Consider the following 18,911-nt stretch of genomic DNA (forward strand, 5'->3'; position numbering starts at 1 on the left):
GCCGATAAGATAGACGATACCATTTACTCGACTTGTTAATATTATGACTGAGAAACCTATCGTTTATTCATGCTCGGGGTGCTCTAATGTTGCTCGTATCGCACACGATATAGCCTTAAACCTTGATAGTGACGGGATTGCTGAAATGTCGTGTGTTTCAGGCGTGATTGGTAATGTTGCACCCATCAAAGATATTGCGACCTCTGGCAGAACAATTATTGCGATTGACGGCTGTGATCTTGCTTGTACTAAAACCTGTTTACGTGCCGCAAAGGTTGCACTTTCGCATTATTTTGTCATCACTGATTTAGGAATAGAAAAACGTGATAAATGGCAAGACTCTTTAACCGATAATAGTAAAGCCATGGTTCATATTTACGGTGAATTATCCAAACATGGTATTAATTTTAGTGCTTAAAAGCGCATTTTTTATAAATCAAACGGGTTAACTTGTTCTTGGGTGAAATATCATTATGATAATGATTCTTTCCAAGGGATAAATAATGACCAGGTTTTTTACTCTATTAGCGAATGTATTTTTTCCGATAAGGTATTTATTGGCTTTTATTTGTTTCGCCTCGCTATTTTTAATCATTTATCTATTAGTTTTTGCACCGTTAGAATTACAGTCTCTCTATTTAACCGCTTGTTTATTAAGTTTTCTCTGGTGTTTAGTTTTATTTGTTTTGTGCCATAGTTTTCATGGTGAAGTTGCGAGTAAAAATTCATCCACCGCTGAATCGAAACCTAAACTAGGATTTTTCCGCCGTATCAAGAAAAAGCTCTCTAAAATTTTTTTATGGATTTACAGTGTTGCTTTTCTTGCGCTAATTATTGTGTCTTTGCATTTAACAATAAAAGTATTAACACTTTAGACTATTACGTAAGTTGTTATTAAAGCCAAAATTTTGCTTGCTGACAGGCAACGAAGCAAATACTCTTTACCAATCCTATTAATTCTTTATATGAGTTTGTGATGCGATTTTTATCTCGACGTTTAGTAATGCCAAGTGACTTAAATTATGGCTATTCATTATTTGGTGGCAGAGTCTTGCAATGGATTGACGAAGAAGCGGCGGTTTATGTTATTTGTCAGTTAGAAACTAATTGTTTAGTGACGAAACATATTGGTGAAATCAGCTTTGAAGCTCCTGCGATGCAAGGTGATATAGTTGAATTTGGATTAGAAACGAAAAAAGTAGGCAAGTCTTCAATTACCGTTACTTGTTTGGTACGAAATAAAGTCACGAAAAAAACGATTTGTTTAGCCGATGATATTGTTTTTGTTAAAGTTGATCCCGAAACTCGACAGCCCGTTCCTCACGGTAAAACGCTTGAAGCGTTAAAACAACAAACCCTTGATGAAGTAAAAACACTGAATCTTTAACTAAGTTTCAGCTTTTATATTGATTAATTTATTTAATTTTATTTACCACTACAACAACCCTTAATTATTTTTGCCCATAGCTTTAGGTGTTATTTTCTTTTTTACCTAGAGTTTACCTGTAATTTAGCATCGGTTAAATATTTGTCACTAGTGTGTTGGTGATGTATAACACTATTAACTGTTTGTATTTTCATCACAGGAAATTGCTATGACAACTCAATGGGATGCTGATAAACCAATTTACTTACAGCTTTATCAGCAAGTAATAACGCGCATACTCGATGGGTATATTAAAGAAGGTGAAGCATTGCCTTCGGTGAGAAAGGTTGCCTCACAATATCAAATTAATCCTATTACGATTTCGAAGGCTTATCAAATGTTGCAAGACGAGCAGGTGGTAGAAAAACAAAGAGGTAAAGGACTTTTCGTTATCAAGGGGGCAAAAGGTACTATGTTAGCGCGAGAAAGAGAATCCTTTTTAACCCAGCAATGGCCACAAATATTACAACAAATCACACGATTACAATTATCAACAGAGCAACTTTTATCAAATAGTAAGGGGGAGAAGTAATGACTCAGTTAATTTCTATTTCTCATCTAAATAAAAGCTACGGTAAAAATACCGTCGTGTCAGATTTCAATTTATCTGTGCATTCGGGGCAAATTCTCGGATTAGTGGGTCCAAATGGTGCCGGTAAAACAACGTGTTTACAGGCTATGTTAGGTTTAGTTGATTATCAGGGGAATATCGATATTTTAGGCTTTAACCCTAAAAAACAACGTGAAAAAATGCTCGAACAAGTTGCATATATTGCAGATGTTGCCGTATTACCTAAGTGGTTGAAAGTGAAACAATCACTGGAGTATTTAGCCGGTATTCATCCTCGCTTTAATCGTGAAAAAGCGGAGGAGTTATTAGCTAAAACCAATATTAAATTTGATAGTAAAGTAAAACATTTATCAAAAGGGATGGTAACACAGTTACATTTAGCGTTAATCCTGGCGATAGATGCCAAAGTGTTGATTTTAGATGAACCAACGTTAGGACTTGATATTTTAACACGTCGTCAATTCTATACGCATTTATTGGAAGATTTTTATAATGAAGATAAATGTATCATTGTGACCACACATCAAATTGAAGAGATAGAACATATTCTAACGGATGTAGCGTTTATCCAAGACGGAAAACTCGTACTTGCTGAAAGTACCGATAACATCAAAGAACGCTTTCAATTAGTGGCCGTTACTCACGAAAATGTTGAGCAAGCGCATGCGTTAAAACCGCTTTTTACTAATAGTTTAATGGGGCTGAACATGATGTTGTTTGATAACAAAAACAGGGATGATTTACAGCCGTTAGGTCAAGTAAGTGTACCAAGTTTGGCTGATATTTTTGTTGGTGTCTTAGCTAAGGAGGCAATCTAATGAATACGTTGCAATTTACCACGAATATCAAAAAAGAATTATGGGAATATAAAAAAATATTTTTATGGATCCCTATTATCTTAGCTATATTGTTTATCTGCGCCCCCTTTATCAGTTTATTATTAAATGACATTTCAAACGTTCATTGGTTAACTAGATTTGAACGCATTGCTGAACTTACCCAATCAGAAGGCTTGTCACAAATAACCTTTGGTTTTATCTCGGTATTATTTTTACCTTTTGTTATCACTTCTGGCATCGTTCAGCTTTATTATTTTATTGCTTGTTTATATGATGAACGTCGCGATTTATCCATTATGTTTTGGCGATCGCTGCCTGTTTCTGATGCGATGAGTGTTGGTGTTAAGCTTTTGGTGGGGGCGTTAATTCTCCCTGCGATATTTTTAATAGCTGCTACAGGGGTCGTACTTGTTTTTCTTATCATGATAGTGATTGCAAGTATTGTTCTTTCACTAGGTTATGATATTTCTTTATGGCAATTATGGGCTAATGGCGACGTAATTTGGCACCTTGTTTCTTCATGGAGTAGTTTATTGCCTTATTCATTATGGATGTTCCCAATTTATGCTTGGTTAATGTTTGTCTCTGCTTTTGCCAAAAAAGCGCCCTTTCTTTGGGCCGTTTTGCCCGTGATTATTGTGTTATTAGTAGAAAGCTTTTTTGTGAGTTACTTTGATCTCAATACTCGTTTTTTTGCTCAAACGTTAATGGATTATTTTGCAATCTCGCAAAATGCTTTAGATGTCTATGCTAATCAACACACTAGTATTACCGTGATACCTTTTAATGTAATGAAAGATAAAATAAGCCTGGTTGCTATATTACTTGGTGCAGGCTTAATGTACGGCACATATTGGATGAGGATAAACAAAAGCCAATAGCTTAAACCAAAGGCTCCTGTGACTTTAAAGTAAAAAGCGACTAACTTAGATTAGTCGCTTTTTTGTGCAAATAACTATGAAAAAAGTCAAAGCTAAAGTCGACAAGAAATGCTCTTGCGAAAAGAGAGGCTACATACTGACGATAAAGTGTGTCTAAAAGAATAAGAATGTGTCAAAAAAACAATAATATTACTGGCCTGAACAGTTATTACCATTGCCGAATGCTTTAGCTCCAGAGATTCTGTTGCTGCTATCAACCATAAAAGTTAATGAACAAAAATTACCAGCGACATGCATTGAGTTGGAGTGATCATACTCAATAATTCTATTACCGTCCTCAAGCTTTAAAAAACTGTCGGGCGTGCCATATTGTTCGATCAACGAGCCAAGCGATTCACCTTGCCACTGCGAGACATTTCCGTTTGAAGCACATGAAGCAACGAATACCATGAAAATACTGCTAATTACGACATTTTTCATTTTACTACTCTAGATATCAGTTACTGAATAAATTGATTATATATTGAACTGGTAAGAGTTGTAAAACATGTTACAGGTTAGACACGCTTTGAAATGAATTGACGTGTTCATATTACTGAACAACACACTTTTAGCTTGATGATTTTATTCAATTTCATCGGTAATGAAATCTAAATAATTTTTTACCGCGAAATATCGAATAGACTTTTTAAGTTTGACTTTTTTAGCGATAAGCAGGCCGTCACAATAAATTTTAACCACCTGTTTATCGCCATTACTGTCGGCTTCATAATCATGAAAAGGATTGAGCCTTAAGTTATCAAACTCTGTTTTCATGATCAGTTTCATCAAGTTACCTAATTAAGTTATCTAATTCTTGTTTGGCTAAATAACTGTCCATCATCGAACGTAATAATTTATAAAGCAAAATTGAACCATCTATTTCTTCTTTACGGTTAGTTAAACTTTCAATGTTTAAACCAAGCGGTAAATTATAAGGTAAAACCGCATCTAAAATTTGTTGTAAGCTATTGGCACATATACGAATAGATTCATACAGCGGTTTTTCCGCATTTAAGATCCGTAAAGAGGTAGCTTCTGGCACGCTAACACCTAACCATTCAATAAACTCTAAAGTTTTTTCACTACCACAAGGTGAAAACGTTAAAATAAAACGTTGGGGTTTAATATTTAACTTTTTACATTCAATAGCATAGCGCGTCAGCATATCAATAGTCGCTTGTGGATTATATATCGCTTGCGATATAAAAAAGTTACAACCTTGCTGATGCTTTTCAATTAATCTTTCGTGCTCATTGCCTTTTTTAGCATGACGTTCTGCGATAGTAACGCCGCCAATAAAAAATTCATTTTGATTATCTACTAGGGTTTTATATGCATTAGCTAATGAAAGAGAAATGGTGTTTTTCTTTGAAGGACTTCCTACTAAAACAATGTCACGAATGCCGTATTCTTGCCATGCTTCGTTCGCCCATTGATTAAAGTCATCGGCATTTGATTGCACAACACTTTTATAAGTGATGACAGGGCGTGCTGACTTTTGATTTAACAATGCAGAATAATGTCTTGGATCATGCGTGGTTTTAAACGGAAAAGGACGAGGTTTATTGGTACGAGAGTCTTCATCTTGAATGTCATATACAATCAAACCATCGAAATCAATATCGCTTACTCGTTCAAGTAGTTTACTGGCAATACTTTCTACTTGTTCAATTGGAGTATCACTTTTGGGTGGTGTTGTACCAATAAAGTATACGCCTCGCGTAACATCGTTATATCTTGCTTTTAGCTCTGATCCGTTATTCACTGTTTTTTTCGTTCTTAACAATTTTAATTACTATAATGATACCCCTTCTCAAGCTAAAAATCTTACTTAACGATATGCTAAAAAGTGATTTATTATCACAAATAGCATGAAATACCATCATTCAGCTTTATTTAAATAAGATAAATATCATAATCTTGCAGTAAAAATAACAGGGAGTTTATGAAATGTGCATATGTTTTTAAATGCAGCATTGACGTTTCCACTATTAAATTTTTTGGCCTTTAGCTCAAGATTTGAAGTCTCTGAAAATACACGTAAATCTACTTTCTCATAACTGTCTTTAAGTAAACGATCAACGTCAAAACTTAGCTTGGCCATTTCGTTTAAAAACTTAGTTTTAGCACCTTATCAATGCTTTTTGCTAACAGGGCATTTAATGATATTTCTCAATCATTCACTCAACAACCATGACTGAAACCCATTTCACCTGGCAATTTCAAATAATGAAAGTAATTGCTGTCGCTTTTGGCGTGATGGCACAAACGTTATTACCTGATCCACAAGTTGAAAAAAACATTGAAACCATGATCGTTGCTAAACGAAATATTGATGAGCAAGAAGCTGAAAAGAACAATAAAAAAGGCAATACAACCGAGTAATAATGTAAGTTGATTATATTTTTGCGATTTGTTTTAAGATATCGTCTTTATTTTTCATCAGTTTAATTGCATTAAATAACGCTTCAGCTTGCGGATATTGTAGTTTTAAATAGCGTAACCACTGTTTTAAGCGACTCGAAAAATAGAAACTTTTATCGCCTTGCAATTCTAACTGTGCATAATGTTGAAATAATTGACTAACAGATCCCCAAGGCATTTTATCTTCTTTTTCTTTGACAACATTTGCTAAGTTAGGCATGGCTAATGCGCCTCTACCTAACATGATATTTGCTGTTTTTGCTTCTCTTATGCATTGTTTTGCATCGGATAATGACCAAATTTCGCCATTAGCAAACAGTTCAATGTTATATTTTTCGCTGATTTCACCAATGTGATGCCAATAAGCGGGTGGGTTATAACCATCACGCTTTGTTCGTGCGTGTATCGTTAATTGATTGGCATTTGCGCTGGTAATGGCACTGACAATTTCATCTAAAAGTGAAGCATCATCAAAACCCAAACGAATTTTTGCGGATAATATTTGTTCCTGTGGCAATGCTTGTTTTACGCTGTTTACAATTTGATAAATAGTTTCAGGCGTTTTTAATAAAACAGCACCACCTTTACTTTTATTGACCGCTTTTGCTGGACAGCCAAAATTTAAATCTACACCATGCGAACCTAATTCAATGGCTTTAATGGCATTCTCAGCCATCCAATGTGGTTCTTGACCGAGTAATTGTACCCGAGTTGGTGTGTTATTTAGCGTAAAGCCACCGCGTATTAATTCAGGGGATATTTTATGAAATATATGGGTAGGAACTAGCCTATCTACAACGCGTACAAATTCAGTTATACATAAATCGTAACAATTTATCGAGCAAAGTAAATTACGCATAAGCTCATCTGCCACGCCTTCCATTGGAGCTAATATGACTTTATTTATTTGATTAATCATTAAAATAGTTTTTGTTAATAGACTTATGTGTGAAGTTCACATAATCTTTTAGAGATAAATAAATTGAGGATTGAAATTTATTTTCAAACGTCAGGTCTTGTTAATAAGTAGTACTTAATTACTGTTGTGTAAAAAGCTATTCAACACATCATACTAGATATAATGTCTAAGTTTACAATATAAAGGAAAACAATATGAATATAATTAAAAAATCAGCTGTTGTGTTAATGTTAAGTGCATTTGCTTTAACTTCGTTAGTCAGTCTTTCAGCCAAAGCTGAATCGAATCCGTTTGAATCTCAAGACATTGTTACTATCGTTGATGACCATGCTAAAGAACATAAGTGCGGCGAAGGGAAAAAAGATAAAAAAGGAAAATGCGGTGAAGGCAAGTGTGGCGAAGGGAAAAAAGCCATGAAAGGAAAATGCGGAGAAGGCAAGTGTGGTGAAGGGAAAAAAGCCATGAAAGGAAAATGTGGCGAAGGCAAGTGCGGCGAAGGGAAAAAAGCTAAGAAAGGAAAATGCGGCGAAGGCAAGTGTGGCGAAGGTAAAAAAAGTAACAAAGATAAAAAAAGTAAATGTGGCGAAGGTAAATAAATATTATCGTCAAATAAGTTTCGTATAGTAAAAGCCACAGTATTGTGGCTTTTTCGTTTTTTAAACTATTTATTATTTTTTCAATTTCATTGAAGATAATCACTTTCAATTATTCATTAAAGTTTCAGGTATTATTGTTTAAAATATGTTGAAATTTATCAAAAAAAGTAGCGAGTTATGAGTCAAAACGTTGTAATTACAGGTGCAAACAGAGGTATTGGTTTTGCAATGAGTAAAATATTTACTGAGCGAGGAATGAATGTATATGCATTATGTCGTCAGTCTTCAGAACAACTCGACACCTTGTCCAAACAAACAGAAAATTTGCATGTTATTCCAGGTATAGATGTTGCAACTGATGCGGGAATCACTGCAATGGCAACAGCATTAAAAGATATCACTATAAGTATTCTTGTTTGTAATGCAGGTATTTTACGCGATGAGCAATTAGGCTCATTAAATATTGCAACCCTGCGTGAGCAGTTTGAAGTAAATGCCATTGCTCCTTTACGTTGTGTTGATGCATTAGCACAGCAGTTTATTCCAGGTAGTAAGGTGGCAATGATAACTTCTCGTATGGGATCTATTGCAGATAATGGTTCTGGAGGTCGCTATGGTTACCGAATGTCAAAAGCTGCACTCAATGCTGCGGCTATGTCTTTATCAAAAGATTTAGCGAGCGAAAACGTCGCGGTGGGAATTTATCATCCAGGCTATGTTCAAACGGAAATGGTTAATCATGGTGGCGATATAAGTGCTGATGAGTCTGCTGGTAAATTAGTTAATTTAATTCTCGATTTATCGATGCAAGAATCTGGCGTTTTTAAACATTCCAATGGACAAATTCTTCCTTGGTAACAGAAGAAAAATCATACAAGCCCCAGTATGTTCGTATTTGGCGAACCGTTCAAATGATCCCTTTAGGTAAAGTTGCTACCTATGGACAAATAGCGGATTTAGCGGGTTTACCCGGTAGAGCACGTTTGGTTGGCAAAGCATTGGGAGCCGTGCCTAAAACAGGTTGGGATAAACAACCTGTTCCTTGGTATCGAGTGATTAATGCCCAGGGAAAAATTTCTTTTCCGCTCAACAGTGAATACTTTTTAACTCAAAAAGGCTTATTACAAGAAGAACAAATCATTGTTATAGGGGCAAAAATCAAGTTGTCGAATTTTCAATGGCAACCTGATTTGTCTGAATTATTATTTAAACTGACCTATTAAATTTTCTATGTATTTAAGCGTGTTTATCACTATAAGCTTGAGGTTCTCCCGCCATCTACTGGCAAATTTATACCTGTAATATAACCCGCTGAAGGAGAAGCTAAAAAACCAACCGCGGCGGCAAATTCTTCAGGTTTAGCAAACCGACGCATCGGGATTTGTGCTTTTTCATTGATAGTCGCTTGCTCAAAAGTGATATTTTGTTTAGTTGCTTTTCCTTGAATAATCGCGTCTAAACGAGCTGTTGCTGTCGCGCCAGGCAGAACATTATTTACCGTGATACCAAATTCGCCTAACTCAAACGCTAAGGTTTTAGCCCAACTTGCTACGGCACCACGAATAGTATTGGAAACGCCTAAGTTAGGTAAAGGCTGTTTTACAGATGTAGAGATCACGTTAATAATTCTACCGTAAGCTTTATTTTTCATATATGGGAGTAATGCTTGTACTAAATGATGATTAGAGACTAAATGTAAATTAAACGCGTCAACAAAGGCATTACTGTCAGCTAAATTAGCAGGTCCGGGGGCTGGGCCTCCGGTATTATTTACTAATATTTCAAATCCTTTATTTTCACTCACGGCATGATTGATAACCTGTTTCACTTGCTCTGGTTGACTAAAATCAGCTATCAAGATTTGATGGTGCTGGCCTTTACTTGTGTCTAATTCACTTAGCACAGCTTTTAAAGAAGCTTCATTGCGCGCAAACAAGGTTACGTTAGCGCCAAGCACTGCTAGCTCTAAAGCGCATGCTTTACCTATTCCTTGACTACTACCACACACCAAGGCGTTTTTTGAAGATAAATTAATGTTCATAAGATTTTATTATTGGTTGTCTATTTTTTTATTTAATCACATAAACGAGATGAATGATCTAACAAATATATTTTATTTTATGATGATTTATTTTGACAGGTGTCAGATCCTTTATTAAGCTAGTTAAAATTTATTTATGGCGCTCTAACATGCTAGATCAAGGTTTTACTGTTTCTGGAAAAGGACCTATGGTTGTGTTTCTTCACAGCTCTTTAAGCTCCTCCAAACAATGGGCTAGTTTAGCGAATGAGCTCAGTAAAAACTTCACTTGCATCAATATTGATTTATTGGGTTATGGTAATGCGAGTTTTCCGCAAGTGGCTGAGTATAATTTTGAGGTTGAAGCTTCTCGAATTATTGATATTGTTGATAGCGTCAATGTAAATGGAAAATTTCATTTGATAGGGCACTCTTGTGGGGGCGCTATCGCATTAAAAATAGCGGTTGAGCAATCTCATAAATTACTCAGTTTAGCTTTATTTGAGCCTGTAGCATTTCATTTGTTAGCGCAGTCAACTAACAATGAACATCAGCAATTTGCGACTCATGTAAAAAAATTTGCTGATGAAATTGCGTTGGGTGAAAACAGCAAAGGTACTGAAACTTTTGTTGATTTTTGGAATGGTACTGGCTTTTATGCAAACTTACCCATTAAAGTTCAAACAATAATGGCCGCTCAGTTCGAAAAAGTAAAATTAGACTTTGTCGGTATTTTTCATGAAACCTATACTATTGCTAATCTTAAAAATATCCAGTGTCCATGTTTAGTAATGTACGGAAAGTACACGCAACAAGTTAGTAAAGAGTTAAGTCATACCATAGTTGATGCACTTGATTCGGTTACTGTTGAAGAGGTAGATGCCGGACATATGGCGCCAATCAGTCATCCTCAGTTAATGTTCCCTTTCATTTCTTCGTTTATTTATCAAGGAAAGTGATTTCATATTAATGCTTCTTTTCGAAGATATTGAATGCTAAAGTGTCGACATGAACACGTCTTTTTCTACTTTGTTAAAGTTAGCTATATTCGCTATTTCTTTCGCACTCTCGTTAAATATTGAAGCTGAATCTAACAGTAAAAATACTGATCCATTGCCAATAAATATTCATAAAATTTGTGAATCTTCTTATGATGATTGTTTAACTTTAATACCGCAATATTTGCAAGAAACACCTAAATATAGTCGCTTATGGTATGCCTATAAACTATATCAACTAGAGGCATTATTTGCGTTAGAGCGAATTGAAGATTTAGAACAAATACTTTTACCTGTTATTTCAAAGCAAGACTTACCTGAAAAATTTCAAATTTATGTCTATATTTTGAATGCCAAAATAATTCAATACAAAGGAAACCCAGAGTTAGCTTCTCGTTATTTTAATGAGGCGAAAGATTTACTATTGGCGGTAAACAAGGATTGGCCGAAACCATTTGAATTAATAAAAGTAGCGAATATGCTGCTTTACTTGAAGCAATATCAAATAGGTTATGAGATGTTGCTAGGCTTAGATAAAAAATTTAATCATTTCACTGATGCTAATTTCAAATATCAATTGTTCACCAATTTAGGACATTTTGCTTTAAATTTAGGTGATCATACCAAGCATCAAGAGTATCGATTTAAAGCCTTACAATGGGCAGAGATGACTGAAAATAAGAATAAACAAGCAATCGCCAATTTTAATGTGGCACGTTCTCATCTGTTTGTAGAAAGCTATGATGTTGCGTTAAAATATTTTAATCGCTCTTTAACTGAAGGGATAAATGCGCGAAATCAAAACCTAGTAAATAAAACTTATCTCAATATGGCAGATATTTATCAACGAATGAATAATCGCAGTAATGTAAAAGTGCTATTGAAAAAGGTTGACTCGAAAGACTTGAAAGGGGCTTATGCAAAGTTATTCAAGCAGTTATCTCAATAAAATTGAATAAAAAAGCCCGGTGACAAACCGGGCAAAATAAGGGAGAAACATGTCGATTTAGGTGTTAATTAGAGTTACCTGTTAGCAAGCTTTTACCATTAATGGCAATTTTTCTTGGTTTTAATGCTTCGGGTATTTCTCTTTCTAAATCAATATGTAACAAACCATTTTCCATAAAAGCACCAATGACTTTAACGTGATCGCCTAATTGAAATTTCCGTTCAAAATTTCGTTCTGCAATGCCTTGATGTAAAAATTTTCTATCAGATATATCTTTTTCTGTAGGTTTATTGCCTGTAACAATTAAGTTGTTTTGTTTGGATTCTATCTCTAACTCGTTTTCCGCAAAACCGGCGACAGCCATAGTTATTCTATACTGATCGTCTGCAAGTAGTTCAATGTTGTATGGAGGGTAAGACGATTGTTTATCGGCTCTTGATGCTTTGTCAATTAAACCAGCTAAGTGGTCAAAACCAATAAATGAACGGTATAGTGGGCTGAAATCTGTATTAGTACGCATAATTCATATCCTATTTAATTTAGCAATATGCTGTTAATTTGCTTAATAACTTGATGTTCGTTGTCCAACTTCTGTTGCGACTAAACATGTTTGCGTGTATTAAACAATAAATTGTGCCTTTCAAAATGAACAGGCGGTTTAAGTGGTAGCCCCTGTCGGCGACTACAATTAAATAGATAAGGACAAGAATATTTATTTCAAGGAAATAAAAGCATTTATTTTTAAATTAATTGTTAGTTATTGATTTTTAATGATTTTCATTTGATGCACTGAAGGCTGTTATATTTCCTTCAGTGCATCCTATCGATATTATTGTTGAGGTTGAGTTACTGAAGTTAATTTATTCAACTCTGAAAGCGCAAGATCGTAGTTAGGATGATTGGAGATATTTTTAACTAATTCTTTGTAGGAAACTTTACCTTGATTATCAATAATAATGATCGCTCGAGTTAATAAACCCATATCTTTAATTAAAAGACCATATTGACTACCAAAGTCACGCCACACTGCGTCTGATAATACTTGAACCTTTTCGACATTTTCGTTTTTACAAAAACGTTTTTGGGCAAAAGGCAAATCGTTACTAATGGTTAGCATGACGACTTCGTCAGAGAAATTGCTAACTTCATCATTAAATCGTTTAGTTTGCAGTGAGCAAACTCCAGTATCTAAGCTAGGAACTACTGAAATCAGCAAGGTTTTATTCGTAAAATCAGCTAAAGTCACTGGCGAAAAAGTACCGTTAACTACTTTAAAGTTTGGGGCTTGATCACCAATTGCTATTTGATTGCCCAATAAAGTAATAAACTTTTCACCGGCCATGACCAGGTTATTTGTTTCAGGTAGGGAATTAGTCGAGGCAGTATTTGCTAGTACATTGAAAGCAAATAATAAATTTACAATGATTAAAACAAAATATCGAGTTAGTTTCATAAAAAAAGTGAGAAATTTAGTCATCAGTAAATAAAGCTTAACCTTGGCAAAAAAAAATAGCCATAAAATAGTTTTTTTTTTAATTATTACCTATTGTTATAAAGTACTACGTACTATTATGAGTATGTTTTTTTATAAAACATCGTTGTTTTTAATGCGAAAATATTAGAGTGATTTTATGTCGACCCCCTTATTAATTTGTGATGATTCGAATATGGCACGTAAACAGGTGGCAAGATCGCTGCCTGACGGATGGGATGTTGATATTAGCTTTGCAACGAATGGAAGAGAAGCCATTGAGTTGATAAAAGCCGGTAAAGGTGATGTCTTACTACTCGATTTAAATATGCCTGAAATGGATGGCTATCAAGTATTAGAAGCGATAGTCAAAGAAGATTTACCTACTATGGTTGTTGTAATATCAGGTGATATTCAGCCAGAAGCTCATCAACGTGTTACCAGTATGGGAGCACTTGATTTCATTAAAAAGCCGGTTAATAAAGATAAATTAACAGATATATTAAAAGCTTATGGCATTTTCTCTACTGATGAAATGTCATTTGAGCCGATTGTTAATACCGTTTTGGAAGAAAAAGTTAGCTTAACACCTATGACTGAACCTGTGAGCCCTCCTGAAGTGATAAAAGAGGCTGAATGTGAGTTTGTCGAATTAGATGCTGATTTACGAGATTGTTATCAAGAAATTGCCAATGTCGCCATGGGGCAAGCAGGTGATTTACTGGCACGTTTATTAGATGTCTTTGTTGTTCTTCCTATTCCGAATGTTAATCTCATTGAAGTGAGTGAGTTAAGCATGGCATTGTCGGCTGTTGAAGAGTATGAAAGTACTTCTGGTATTTGCCAAGGATTTATTGGTGCCGGTATTTCGGGTGAAGCATTATTGATTTTAAATGACTCTAGCTTTAAAGATGTTGCTTCTCTAATGAATTATCAATATGAAGTTGATGAAAGTACAGAGCTCGAATTATTAATGGATATGGCTAACTTGCTTATTGGCGCTTGTTTAAAAGGTGTTTCAGAGCAGTTAGATATGACCTTTAGCCAAGGTCATCCTGTCGTATTAGGTCAACATAGGAAAATTTCTGAATTAATAGCTACAAATTCAACTAAATGGAAACGAACATTAGCGATAGAGATCAGTTATAACATTGAGAACTATCCGATAAAATGTGATTTGTTGTTACTTTTTACTGAAACATCAATGATTACTTTAAACAATAAAATTGCTTATTTACTGGATTAATTTATGTCGTTAGAAACAGATCAAATTAATGAATTACATTGGTTGATGGAAATGCTCCATACCATAGATGTTGGTTTAGTGGTGTTAGATCGTCAGTATAATATTCAAATTTGGAATGGTTTTATGGAAAACCATAGTGGGTTATTACCTCGAGAGGTAAAAGGAAAGCAACTCTTTGAAATGTTCCCTGAAATACCCAAAGAATGGTTTGTACGAAAGTCTGAATCTGTTTTCATGTTGAAAAATAAAGCGTTTACTATCTGGGAGCAACGGCCTTATCTTTTTAAGTTTCAAAACTATCGTCCGATCACTGGTACCGCCGATTATATGTATCAAAATACGACATTTATCCCATTAATGTCATCAACCGGTGAGGTTACTCACTTATGTTTAATTGTTTATGATGTTACCGATAATGCTACGCATAAAAAAGACTTAGAGCAGGCAAATAGTGAGTTGGAAGTGTTAAGTCAAACCGATGGCTTAACCCAATTATTTAATCGAATGCATTGGGAAAAATGTTTACAAAATGAATTTAAACGTTGGAAACGCAGTGACAACCCTAGTTGTTTAGTGATGATAGATATTGATAAATTTAAAAATGTTAACGATAAGTATGGTCATGTAGTTGGTGATGAAGTGATTCGTGATATTTCTGAAAAAATTAGAGATCATGTTAGAGAGACGGATGTAACCGGTCGTTATGGTGGTGAAGAATTTGCCGTTATATTGGCTGATACAACATTAGATAACGCTACTATATTTGCCGAAAGATTACGCGCGGAGATTGAGAATTCAGACGTTAAATATAATGATATTGACATCAAATATACGATAAGTTTAGGAATTGCTGAAGTCGATGACAGTATAAAAAGCTATGAAGCATGGATAGAATGCGCCGATGCTGCTTTGTATCGTTCAAAAGAAGATGGACGAAATAAAGTATCACTACACCCAAAACAAGGCTAGTTAATAAAGCATATTCATAAATGTATATTGATAAAACAGCTAGTTTCTAAATGTATATGGCTGTTGTTTTTAAAGACTTGCTGTTGATATAAATAGCAGGTCTTTTTTATTGTGTTTTATTTGACGGTTCATATCGCATTTATTGTGAGGAAATATTATCAATGAAGACTATGTGGGCTGTGCGTAATGCCCTTGTTCTTACTACAAGAATACAGTATCAATTTACTTGGTTGCGTTATTTTAAACGCTTGTTTAAACTGTCAGTATTAATCAAGAAAAAAACTGGCAGTAATGGCTTATGAGCACTAAAAATAAAATACTGGATGCAGCTGAGAGTTTGTTTGCTGATAAAGGCTTTAACGGTACATCATTACGTGAAATTACCAGTTTAGCGGAAGTGAATTTAGCGGCGGTCAATTATCACTTTGGTTCTAAAAAAGAATTAATAAAAGCGGTGATGTCTCGTTATATGAACGAATTATCACCTAACTTGCAAGCTTCTTTACTCGTTATTTGCCAACAAGAAACTAAACCTTCGTTAAATGAAGTGTTTTCGGCGTTTATTGACCCGCTTTTATCCTTAAATGTTTTTAGAGAAAATGGCACCAGTAATTTTTTACAACTATTGGGGCGAGGTTATACCGACAGCCAAGGCTTTTTACGTTGGTTTTTAACTACCCAATACCCTGAAGTTATTACTAATTTTGTGACTGCGGTTCAGCGCGCTTATCCAGAACTTTCAGCCGAAGATATCTTTTGGCGATTACATTTCACCATGGGGACCGTTATTTTTACTATGTCGTCAAGTGATGCGTTAATGGATATTGCTAAAAATGATTTTGAACAAGATGTTGATATTTCAGATGTTATTCGTAAAGTGATCCCGTTTGTTGCTGCTGGAGTTGGCGCTCCTTTATAAGAATATTTATCTAACCTCATGATTGTTTACAAAATGATAAAACGATAAATTATTCAATCATCACTATGTTATTTAAGCTTAATTGGGTAGAGTTACTTCCTATAAAATAACAAAGAAATATGAATCGTTTTTATGGGTCCTATCATGATGGACGTGCTCGGCACGTCACTTACCGAAGAAGATAAAGAACTTTTGAGTCATCCTCTCATTGGTGGCTTGATTTTATTTACACGTAATTTTCAATCTCCCCAGCAGCTTGCTGATTTAGTTAACAATATTCGTGTTGCAGCTAATAAGCCCTTATTAATTGCGGTTGATCACGAAGGAGGGCGGGTACAACGCTTTCGTGATGGTTTCTCTATTATTCCTGCCATGGGAAAACTACTGGATTATGCTGATCAAGATATCGTAAAAGCCCAGTTACTTGCTAAACAAAGTGGTGCGTTAATGGCACTAGAAGTACAAGCGATTGGTATTGATATTAGCTTTGCGCCTGTGCTCGATATTAATGGTATTAGTGAAGTTATTGGACTACGTAGTTTTCATTCGCAACCTGAAATTGTTACTCCTTTAGCGCAATCTTTTATTGAAGGTATGCAATCAGTTGGTATGAAAGCAACAGGCAAGCATTTTCCTGGTCATGGTAGTGTGCAAGCGGACTCTCATGTCGACTTACCGATAGATAATCGTAGTTTTGCCGATATAACTGCCCAAGATTTAATCCCCTTTAAACAATTAATTGCTGCAAACGCTGTCGATGCCTTAATGCCCGCACATGTTATTTATCCTGATATTGATAACAAGTCTGTCGGTTTTTCGCGTATTTGGTTACAAGATATTTTACGTAATCAACTCAAGTTCAATGGTGTGATATTTAGTGATGATTTATCGATGGAAGCTGCAAATTCTATTGGTGGTTATGTTGAGCGTTCTGAAGCTGCACAAGATGCCGGCTGCGACATGTTGTTGTTATGCAATAATCGTCAAGCTTTGATAAAGGTTATTGATAACGCTCAATTAGTTCATGATTCAACGAGTGAAAAACGAATTACCTCCATGTTAAAAACTACCGATATCTCATGGCAAGCTATGCAACAGCAGCCAATGTGGCAAGCGTTATCTCAAGCCAATCAGCAACTATTAATGCGAGAAAAATAGCATGTTGAAAATTAATAACTCTTTGATGATTGTTGCAGCACCTTTAATTGCCGTTTTTAGTTACTTTATACTGCTACAACTCGGACTAGCTGAAAAACCAGCAATTGCCGCCGCTATTACTTTACTAACGGTTTTATGGTGGGTGACAGAAGCTATTCCTATTCCTGCAACGTCCCTGGTGCCTTTTGCCTTACTCCCTTTGTTTGGTATTGTCGATCATAAAACCGTCGCTTCTTCATTAGGAAGTCACGTTATTTTGTTATTAATGGGCGCATTTATGCTCTCAAAAGCCATTGAAAAAAGTGGTACGCATCATCGTCTTGCCGTTTATATGGTCAAACTTGTTGGTGTCAGTAGTGCGAAGCGTTTAGTGCTAGGATTTATGTTAGCAACAGGCATATTAAGTATGTGGATTTCTAATACCGCAACAACCCTTATCATGCTGCCTATTGCGCTTGCGATTTTAACCCACGTTAATAATCCCCAATTAAAAGTCGCATTAATTTTAGGTATTGCTTATGCGGCAAGCGTTGGCGGTATAGGTACGCCGATTGGTACTCCACCAAACGTAATTTTTATGGGGATTTATGAAGAGCATACCGGTGAGGAATTTGGTTTTTTAAGTTGGATGAAAATTGGTGTCCCTATTGTGCTAATCGTGTTACCTATTATGGCGTTTTGGTTAACGAGAAATATTACCTTAGCGCAAAAAATTGAATTACCTGCATTAGGCGCTTGGCGAAAAGAAGAAAGCAGAACACTTTGGGTGTTTGGCTTAACCGCCTTAGCATGGATAACCCGTAGTGAACCTTTTGGTGGTTGGAGCGACTTATTTGGTGTAGAAATAGCAGGTGATAGTACCGTAGCGCTTTTAGCGGTTGTTATCATGTTTTTAATCCCTAATGGCAAAGGTTCAAGGTTACTTGATTGGGAATCAGCTAAAGAGATCCCATGGGGAATGTTGTTATTATTTGCGGGCGGTATTGCTATAGCCAAAGGATTTGTTGCTTCAGGTTTAAGTACTATATTAGGTGATTGGTTAACGTCTTTGGCAAACTTGCCAGCCATATTAATGATTTTAACGATTTGTTTAGTGGTGACATATTTAACTGAAATTACCAGTAATACAGCAACCGCTACTTTATTAATGCCTATTTTAGCCGTTGCCGCTGTAGCTTCTGGTTACGATCCAAGTGTTTTTATGATCCCTGCAGCTATGTGTGCAAGTTGTGCATTTATGCTGCCAGTGGCAACCGCGCCTAATGCCATTGCTTATGGTACAGGTGAAATTACGATTCAAGATATGGTGAAAGAAGGGGCGATTTTAAGCTTTATAGTGTCTTGTATCGTGGCAGTCACTTGCTATTTATTATTATTGTCTTAAAGATAAAAAAAATGCCTTAGTGTTAACTTGTTAACATTAAGGCATAAACTACATTTTATAATCTCTGGGGGAGATATATTTAACAACGAGTATAAATTA

The 18,911-nt window shown here is 35.4% G+C and carries 24 protein-coding genes; 17 read left to right on the top strand and 7 right to left on the bottom strand.

All coding sequences use genetic code 11. The features are described 5' to 3' along the window. Positions 1–43 precede the first annotated feature (43 nt). The 6 genes from Q4493_RS08245 to Q4493_RS08270 all read left to right on the top strand — a co-directional run bounded on the left by Q4493_RS08245 (position 44) and on the right by Q4493_RS08270 (position 3,717). A complete protein-coding gene (locus tag Q4493_RS08245; protein ID WP_303451435.1) occupies positions 44–418 on the top strand; it encodes a putative zinc-binding protein in 375 nt (124 codons plus the stop codon). 85 nt (positions 419–503) lie between these two features. After that, positions 504–875, top strand: coding sequence for a hypothetical protein (locus Q4493_RS08250; RefSeq protein WP_303451440.1), 372 nt, complete (start codon positions 504–506; stop codon positions 873–875). A gap of 101 nt (positions 876–976) precedes the next feature. Further along, a complete protein-coding gene (locus Q4493_RS08255) occupies positions 977–1,387 on the top strand; it encodes an acyl-CoA thioesterase (RefSeq protein WP_303451443.1) in 411 nt (136 codons plus the stop codon). Between the two features lie 208 nt (positions 1,388–1,595). Next, positions 1,596–1,958, top strand: coding sequence for a GntR family transcriptional regulator (locus tag Q4493_RS08260; protein WP_303451446.1), 363 nt, complete (start codon positions 1,596–1,598; stop codon positions 1,956–1,958). Beyond that, entirely contained in the window at positions 1,958–2,815 is an 858-nt protein-coding gene (locus Q4493_RS08265) for an ABC transporter ATP-binding protein (protein ID WP_303451449.1), read from the top strand. Before Q4493_RS08260 ends, Q4493_RS08265 begins: the two co-directional genes overlap by 1 nt. After that, positions 2,815–3,717, top strand: coding sequence for a hypothetical protein (locus Q4493_RS08270; RefSeq protein ID WP_303451452.1), 903 nt, complete (start codon positions 2,815–2,817; stop codon positions 3,715–3,717). The genes Q4493_RS08265 and Q4493_RS08270 overlap by 1 nt, the downstream gene beginning before the upstream one ends. Positions 3,718–3,906: 189 nt before the next feature. On the opposite strand, the gene Q4493_RS08275 is transcribed toward Q4493_RS08270, so the two are convergent. The 3 genes from Q4493_RS08275 to Q4493_RS08285 form a co-directional block, all read right to left on the bottom strand. Next, positions 3,907–4,197: a hypothetical protein gene (locus tag Q4493_RS08275; protein ID WP_303451455.1), complete on the bottom strand. Its 291-nt coding sequence runs from the start codon at positions 4,195–4,197 to the stop codon at positions 3,907–3,909. Between the two features lie 144 nt (positions 4,198–4,341). Continuing rightward, positions 4,342–4,533: a hypothetical protein gene (locus Q4493_RS08280; protein WP_368506783.1), complete on the bottom strand. Its 192-nt coding sequence runs from the start codon at positions 4,531–4,533 to the stop codon at positions 4,342–4,344. A 16-nt stretch (positions 4,534–4,549) separates the two neighbouring features. Continuing rightward, positions 4,550–5,524, bottom strand: coding sequence for a methylenetetrahydrofolate reductase (locus Q4493_RS08285; protein ID WP_303451461.1), 975 nt, complete (start codon positions 5,522–5,524; stop codon positions 4,550–4,552). A gap of 464 nt (positions 5,525–5,988) precedes the next feature. Here Q4493_RS08285 and Q4493_RS08290 point away from each other — a divergent pair, with 464 nt between their 5' ends. Continuing rightward, positions 5,989–6,144: a hypothetical protein gene (locus tag Q4493_RS08290; RefSeq protein WP_303451463.1), complete on the top strand. Its 156-nt coding sequence runs from the start codon at positions 5,989–5,991 to the stop codon at positions 6,142–6,144. Positions 6,145–6,157: 13 nt separating this feature from the next. Here the strand turns inward: Q4493_RS08290 and Q4493_RS08295 are convergent, their stop codons facing one another. After that, entirely contained in the window at positions 6,158–7,102 is a 945-nt protein-coding gene (locus Q4493_RS08295; protein WP_303451466.1) for a tRNA-dihydrouridine synthase, read from the bottom strand. A gap of 194 nt (positions 7,103–7,296) precedes the next feature. Between Q4493_RS08295 and Q4493_RS08300 the strand changes: the two genes are divergently transcribed. The 3 genes from Q4493_RS08300 (at position 7,297) to Q4493_RS08310 (ending at position 8,921) form a co-directional block, all read left to right on the top strand. After that, a complete protein-coding gene (locus Q4493_RS08300; protein WP_303451469.1) occupies positions 7,297–7,698 on the top strand; it encodes a hypothetical protein in 402 nt (133 codons plus the stop codon). A gap of 177 nt (positions 7,699–7,875) precedes the next feature. Then, positions 7,876–8,556, top strand: a complete 681-nt coding sequence (locus tag Q4493_RS08305; protein ID WP_303451470.1) for an SDR family oxidoreductase — start codon at positions 7,876–7,878, stop codon at positions 8,554–8,556. After that, entirely contained in the window at positions 8,550–8,921 is a 372-nt protein-coding gene (locus tag Q4493_RS08310; protein ID WP_303451472.1) for an MGMT family protein, read from the top strand. The genes Q4493_RS08305 and Q4493_RS08310 overlap by 7 nt, the downstream gene beginning before the upstream one ends. A 29-nt stretch (positions 8,922–8,950) precedes the next feature. Here the strand turns inward: Q4493_RS08310 and Q4493_RS08315 are convergent, their stop codons facing one another. After that, positions 8,951–9,739, bottom strand: a complete 789-nt coding sequence (locus tag Q4493_RS08315; protein WP_303451474.1) for an SDR family oxidoreductase — start codon at positions 9,737–9,739, stop codon at positions 8,951–8,953. A 149-nt stretch (positions 9,740–9,888) separates the two neighbouring features. Here Q4493_RS08315 and Q4493_RS08320 point away from each other — a divergent pair, with 149 nt between their 5' ends. Together Q4493_RS08320 and Q4493_RS08325 are read left to right on the top strand one after the other, a co-directional pair. Continuing rightward, positions 9,889–10,677, top strand: a complete 789-nt coding sequence (locus tag Q4493_RS08320; protein WP_303451476.1) for an alpha/beta fold hydrolase — start codon at positions 9,889–9,891, stop codon at positions 10,675–10,677. Positions 10,678–10,726: 49 nt separating this feature from the next. Continuing rightward, the gene (locus Q4493_RS08325; RefSeq protein WP_303451478.1) at positions 10,727–11,665 is read left to right on the top strand and encodes a hypothetical protein; all 939 of its coding nucleotides are present in this window, start codon (positions 10,727–10,729) and stop codon (positions 11,663–11,665) included. Between the two features lie 64 nt (positions 11,666–11,729). On the opposite strand, the gene Q4493_RS08330 is transcribed toward Q4493_RS08325, so the two are convergent. Then, complete coding sequence (locus Q4493_RS08330) at positions 11,730–12,185, bottom strand: Hsp20 family protein (protein ID WP_303451480.1); 456 nt, start codon at positions 12,183–12,185, stop codon at positions 11,730–11,732. Positions 12,186–12,494: 309 nt separating this feature from the next. Further along, complete coding sequence (gene tpx, locus Q4493_RS08335; RefSeq protein ID WP_303451482.1) at positions 12,495–13,142, bottom strand: thiol peroxidase; 648 nt, start codon at positions 13,140–13,142, stop codon at positions 12,495–12,497. 154 nt (positions 13,143–13,296) lie between these two features. Here tpx and Q4493_RS08340 point away from each other — a divergent pair, with 154 nt between their 5' ends. From Q4493_RS08340 to Q4493_RS08360, 5 genes are all read left to right on the top strand, one after another. Continuing rightward, positions 13,297–14,382 carry a response regulator gene (locus tag Q4493_RS08340; protein WP_303451484.1) on the top strand — a complete coding sequence of 362 codons (1,086 nt, stop codon included), beginning with the start codon at positions 13,297–13,299 and terminating at the stop codon, positions 14,380–14,382. Between the two features lie 3 nt (positions 14,383–14,385). Next, positions 14,386–15,351: a diguanylate cyclase gene (locus Q4493_RS08345; protein WP_303451485.1), complete on the top strand. Its 966-nt coding sequence runs from the start codon at positions 14,386–14,388 to the stop codon at positions 15,349–15,351. Positions 15,352–15,649: 298 nt separating this feature from the next. Then, positions 15,650–16,270 carry a TetR/AcrR family transcriptional regulator gene (locus Q4493_RS08350; protein ID WP_303451487.1) on the top strand — a complete coding sequence of 207 codons (621 nt, stop codon included), beginning with the start codon at positions 15,650–15,652 and terminating at the stop codon, positions 16,268–16,270. Between the two features lie 144 nt (positions 16,271–16,414). Beyond that, positions 16,415–17,428, top strand: coding sequence for a beta-N-acetylhexosaminidase (gene nagZ / locus Q4493_RS08355; protein WP_303451489.1), 1,014 nt, complete (start codon positions 16,415–16,417; stop codon positions 17,426–17,428). Position 17,429: 1 nt separating this feature from the next. Further along, the gene (locus Q4493_RS08360; protein WP_303451491.1) at positions 17,430–18,812 is read left to right on the top strand and encodes an SLC13 family permease; all 1,383 of its coding nucleotides are present in this window, start codon (positions 17,430–17,432) and stop codon (positions 18,810–18,812) included. Positions 18,813–18,911: the final 99 nt, after the last annotated feature.

The organism is Colwellia sp. 1_MG-2023, from assembly GCF_030546755.1.
GTDB lineage: Bacteria > Pseudomonadota > Gammaproteobacteria > Enterobacterales > Alteromonadaceae > Thalassotalea_H.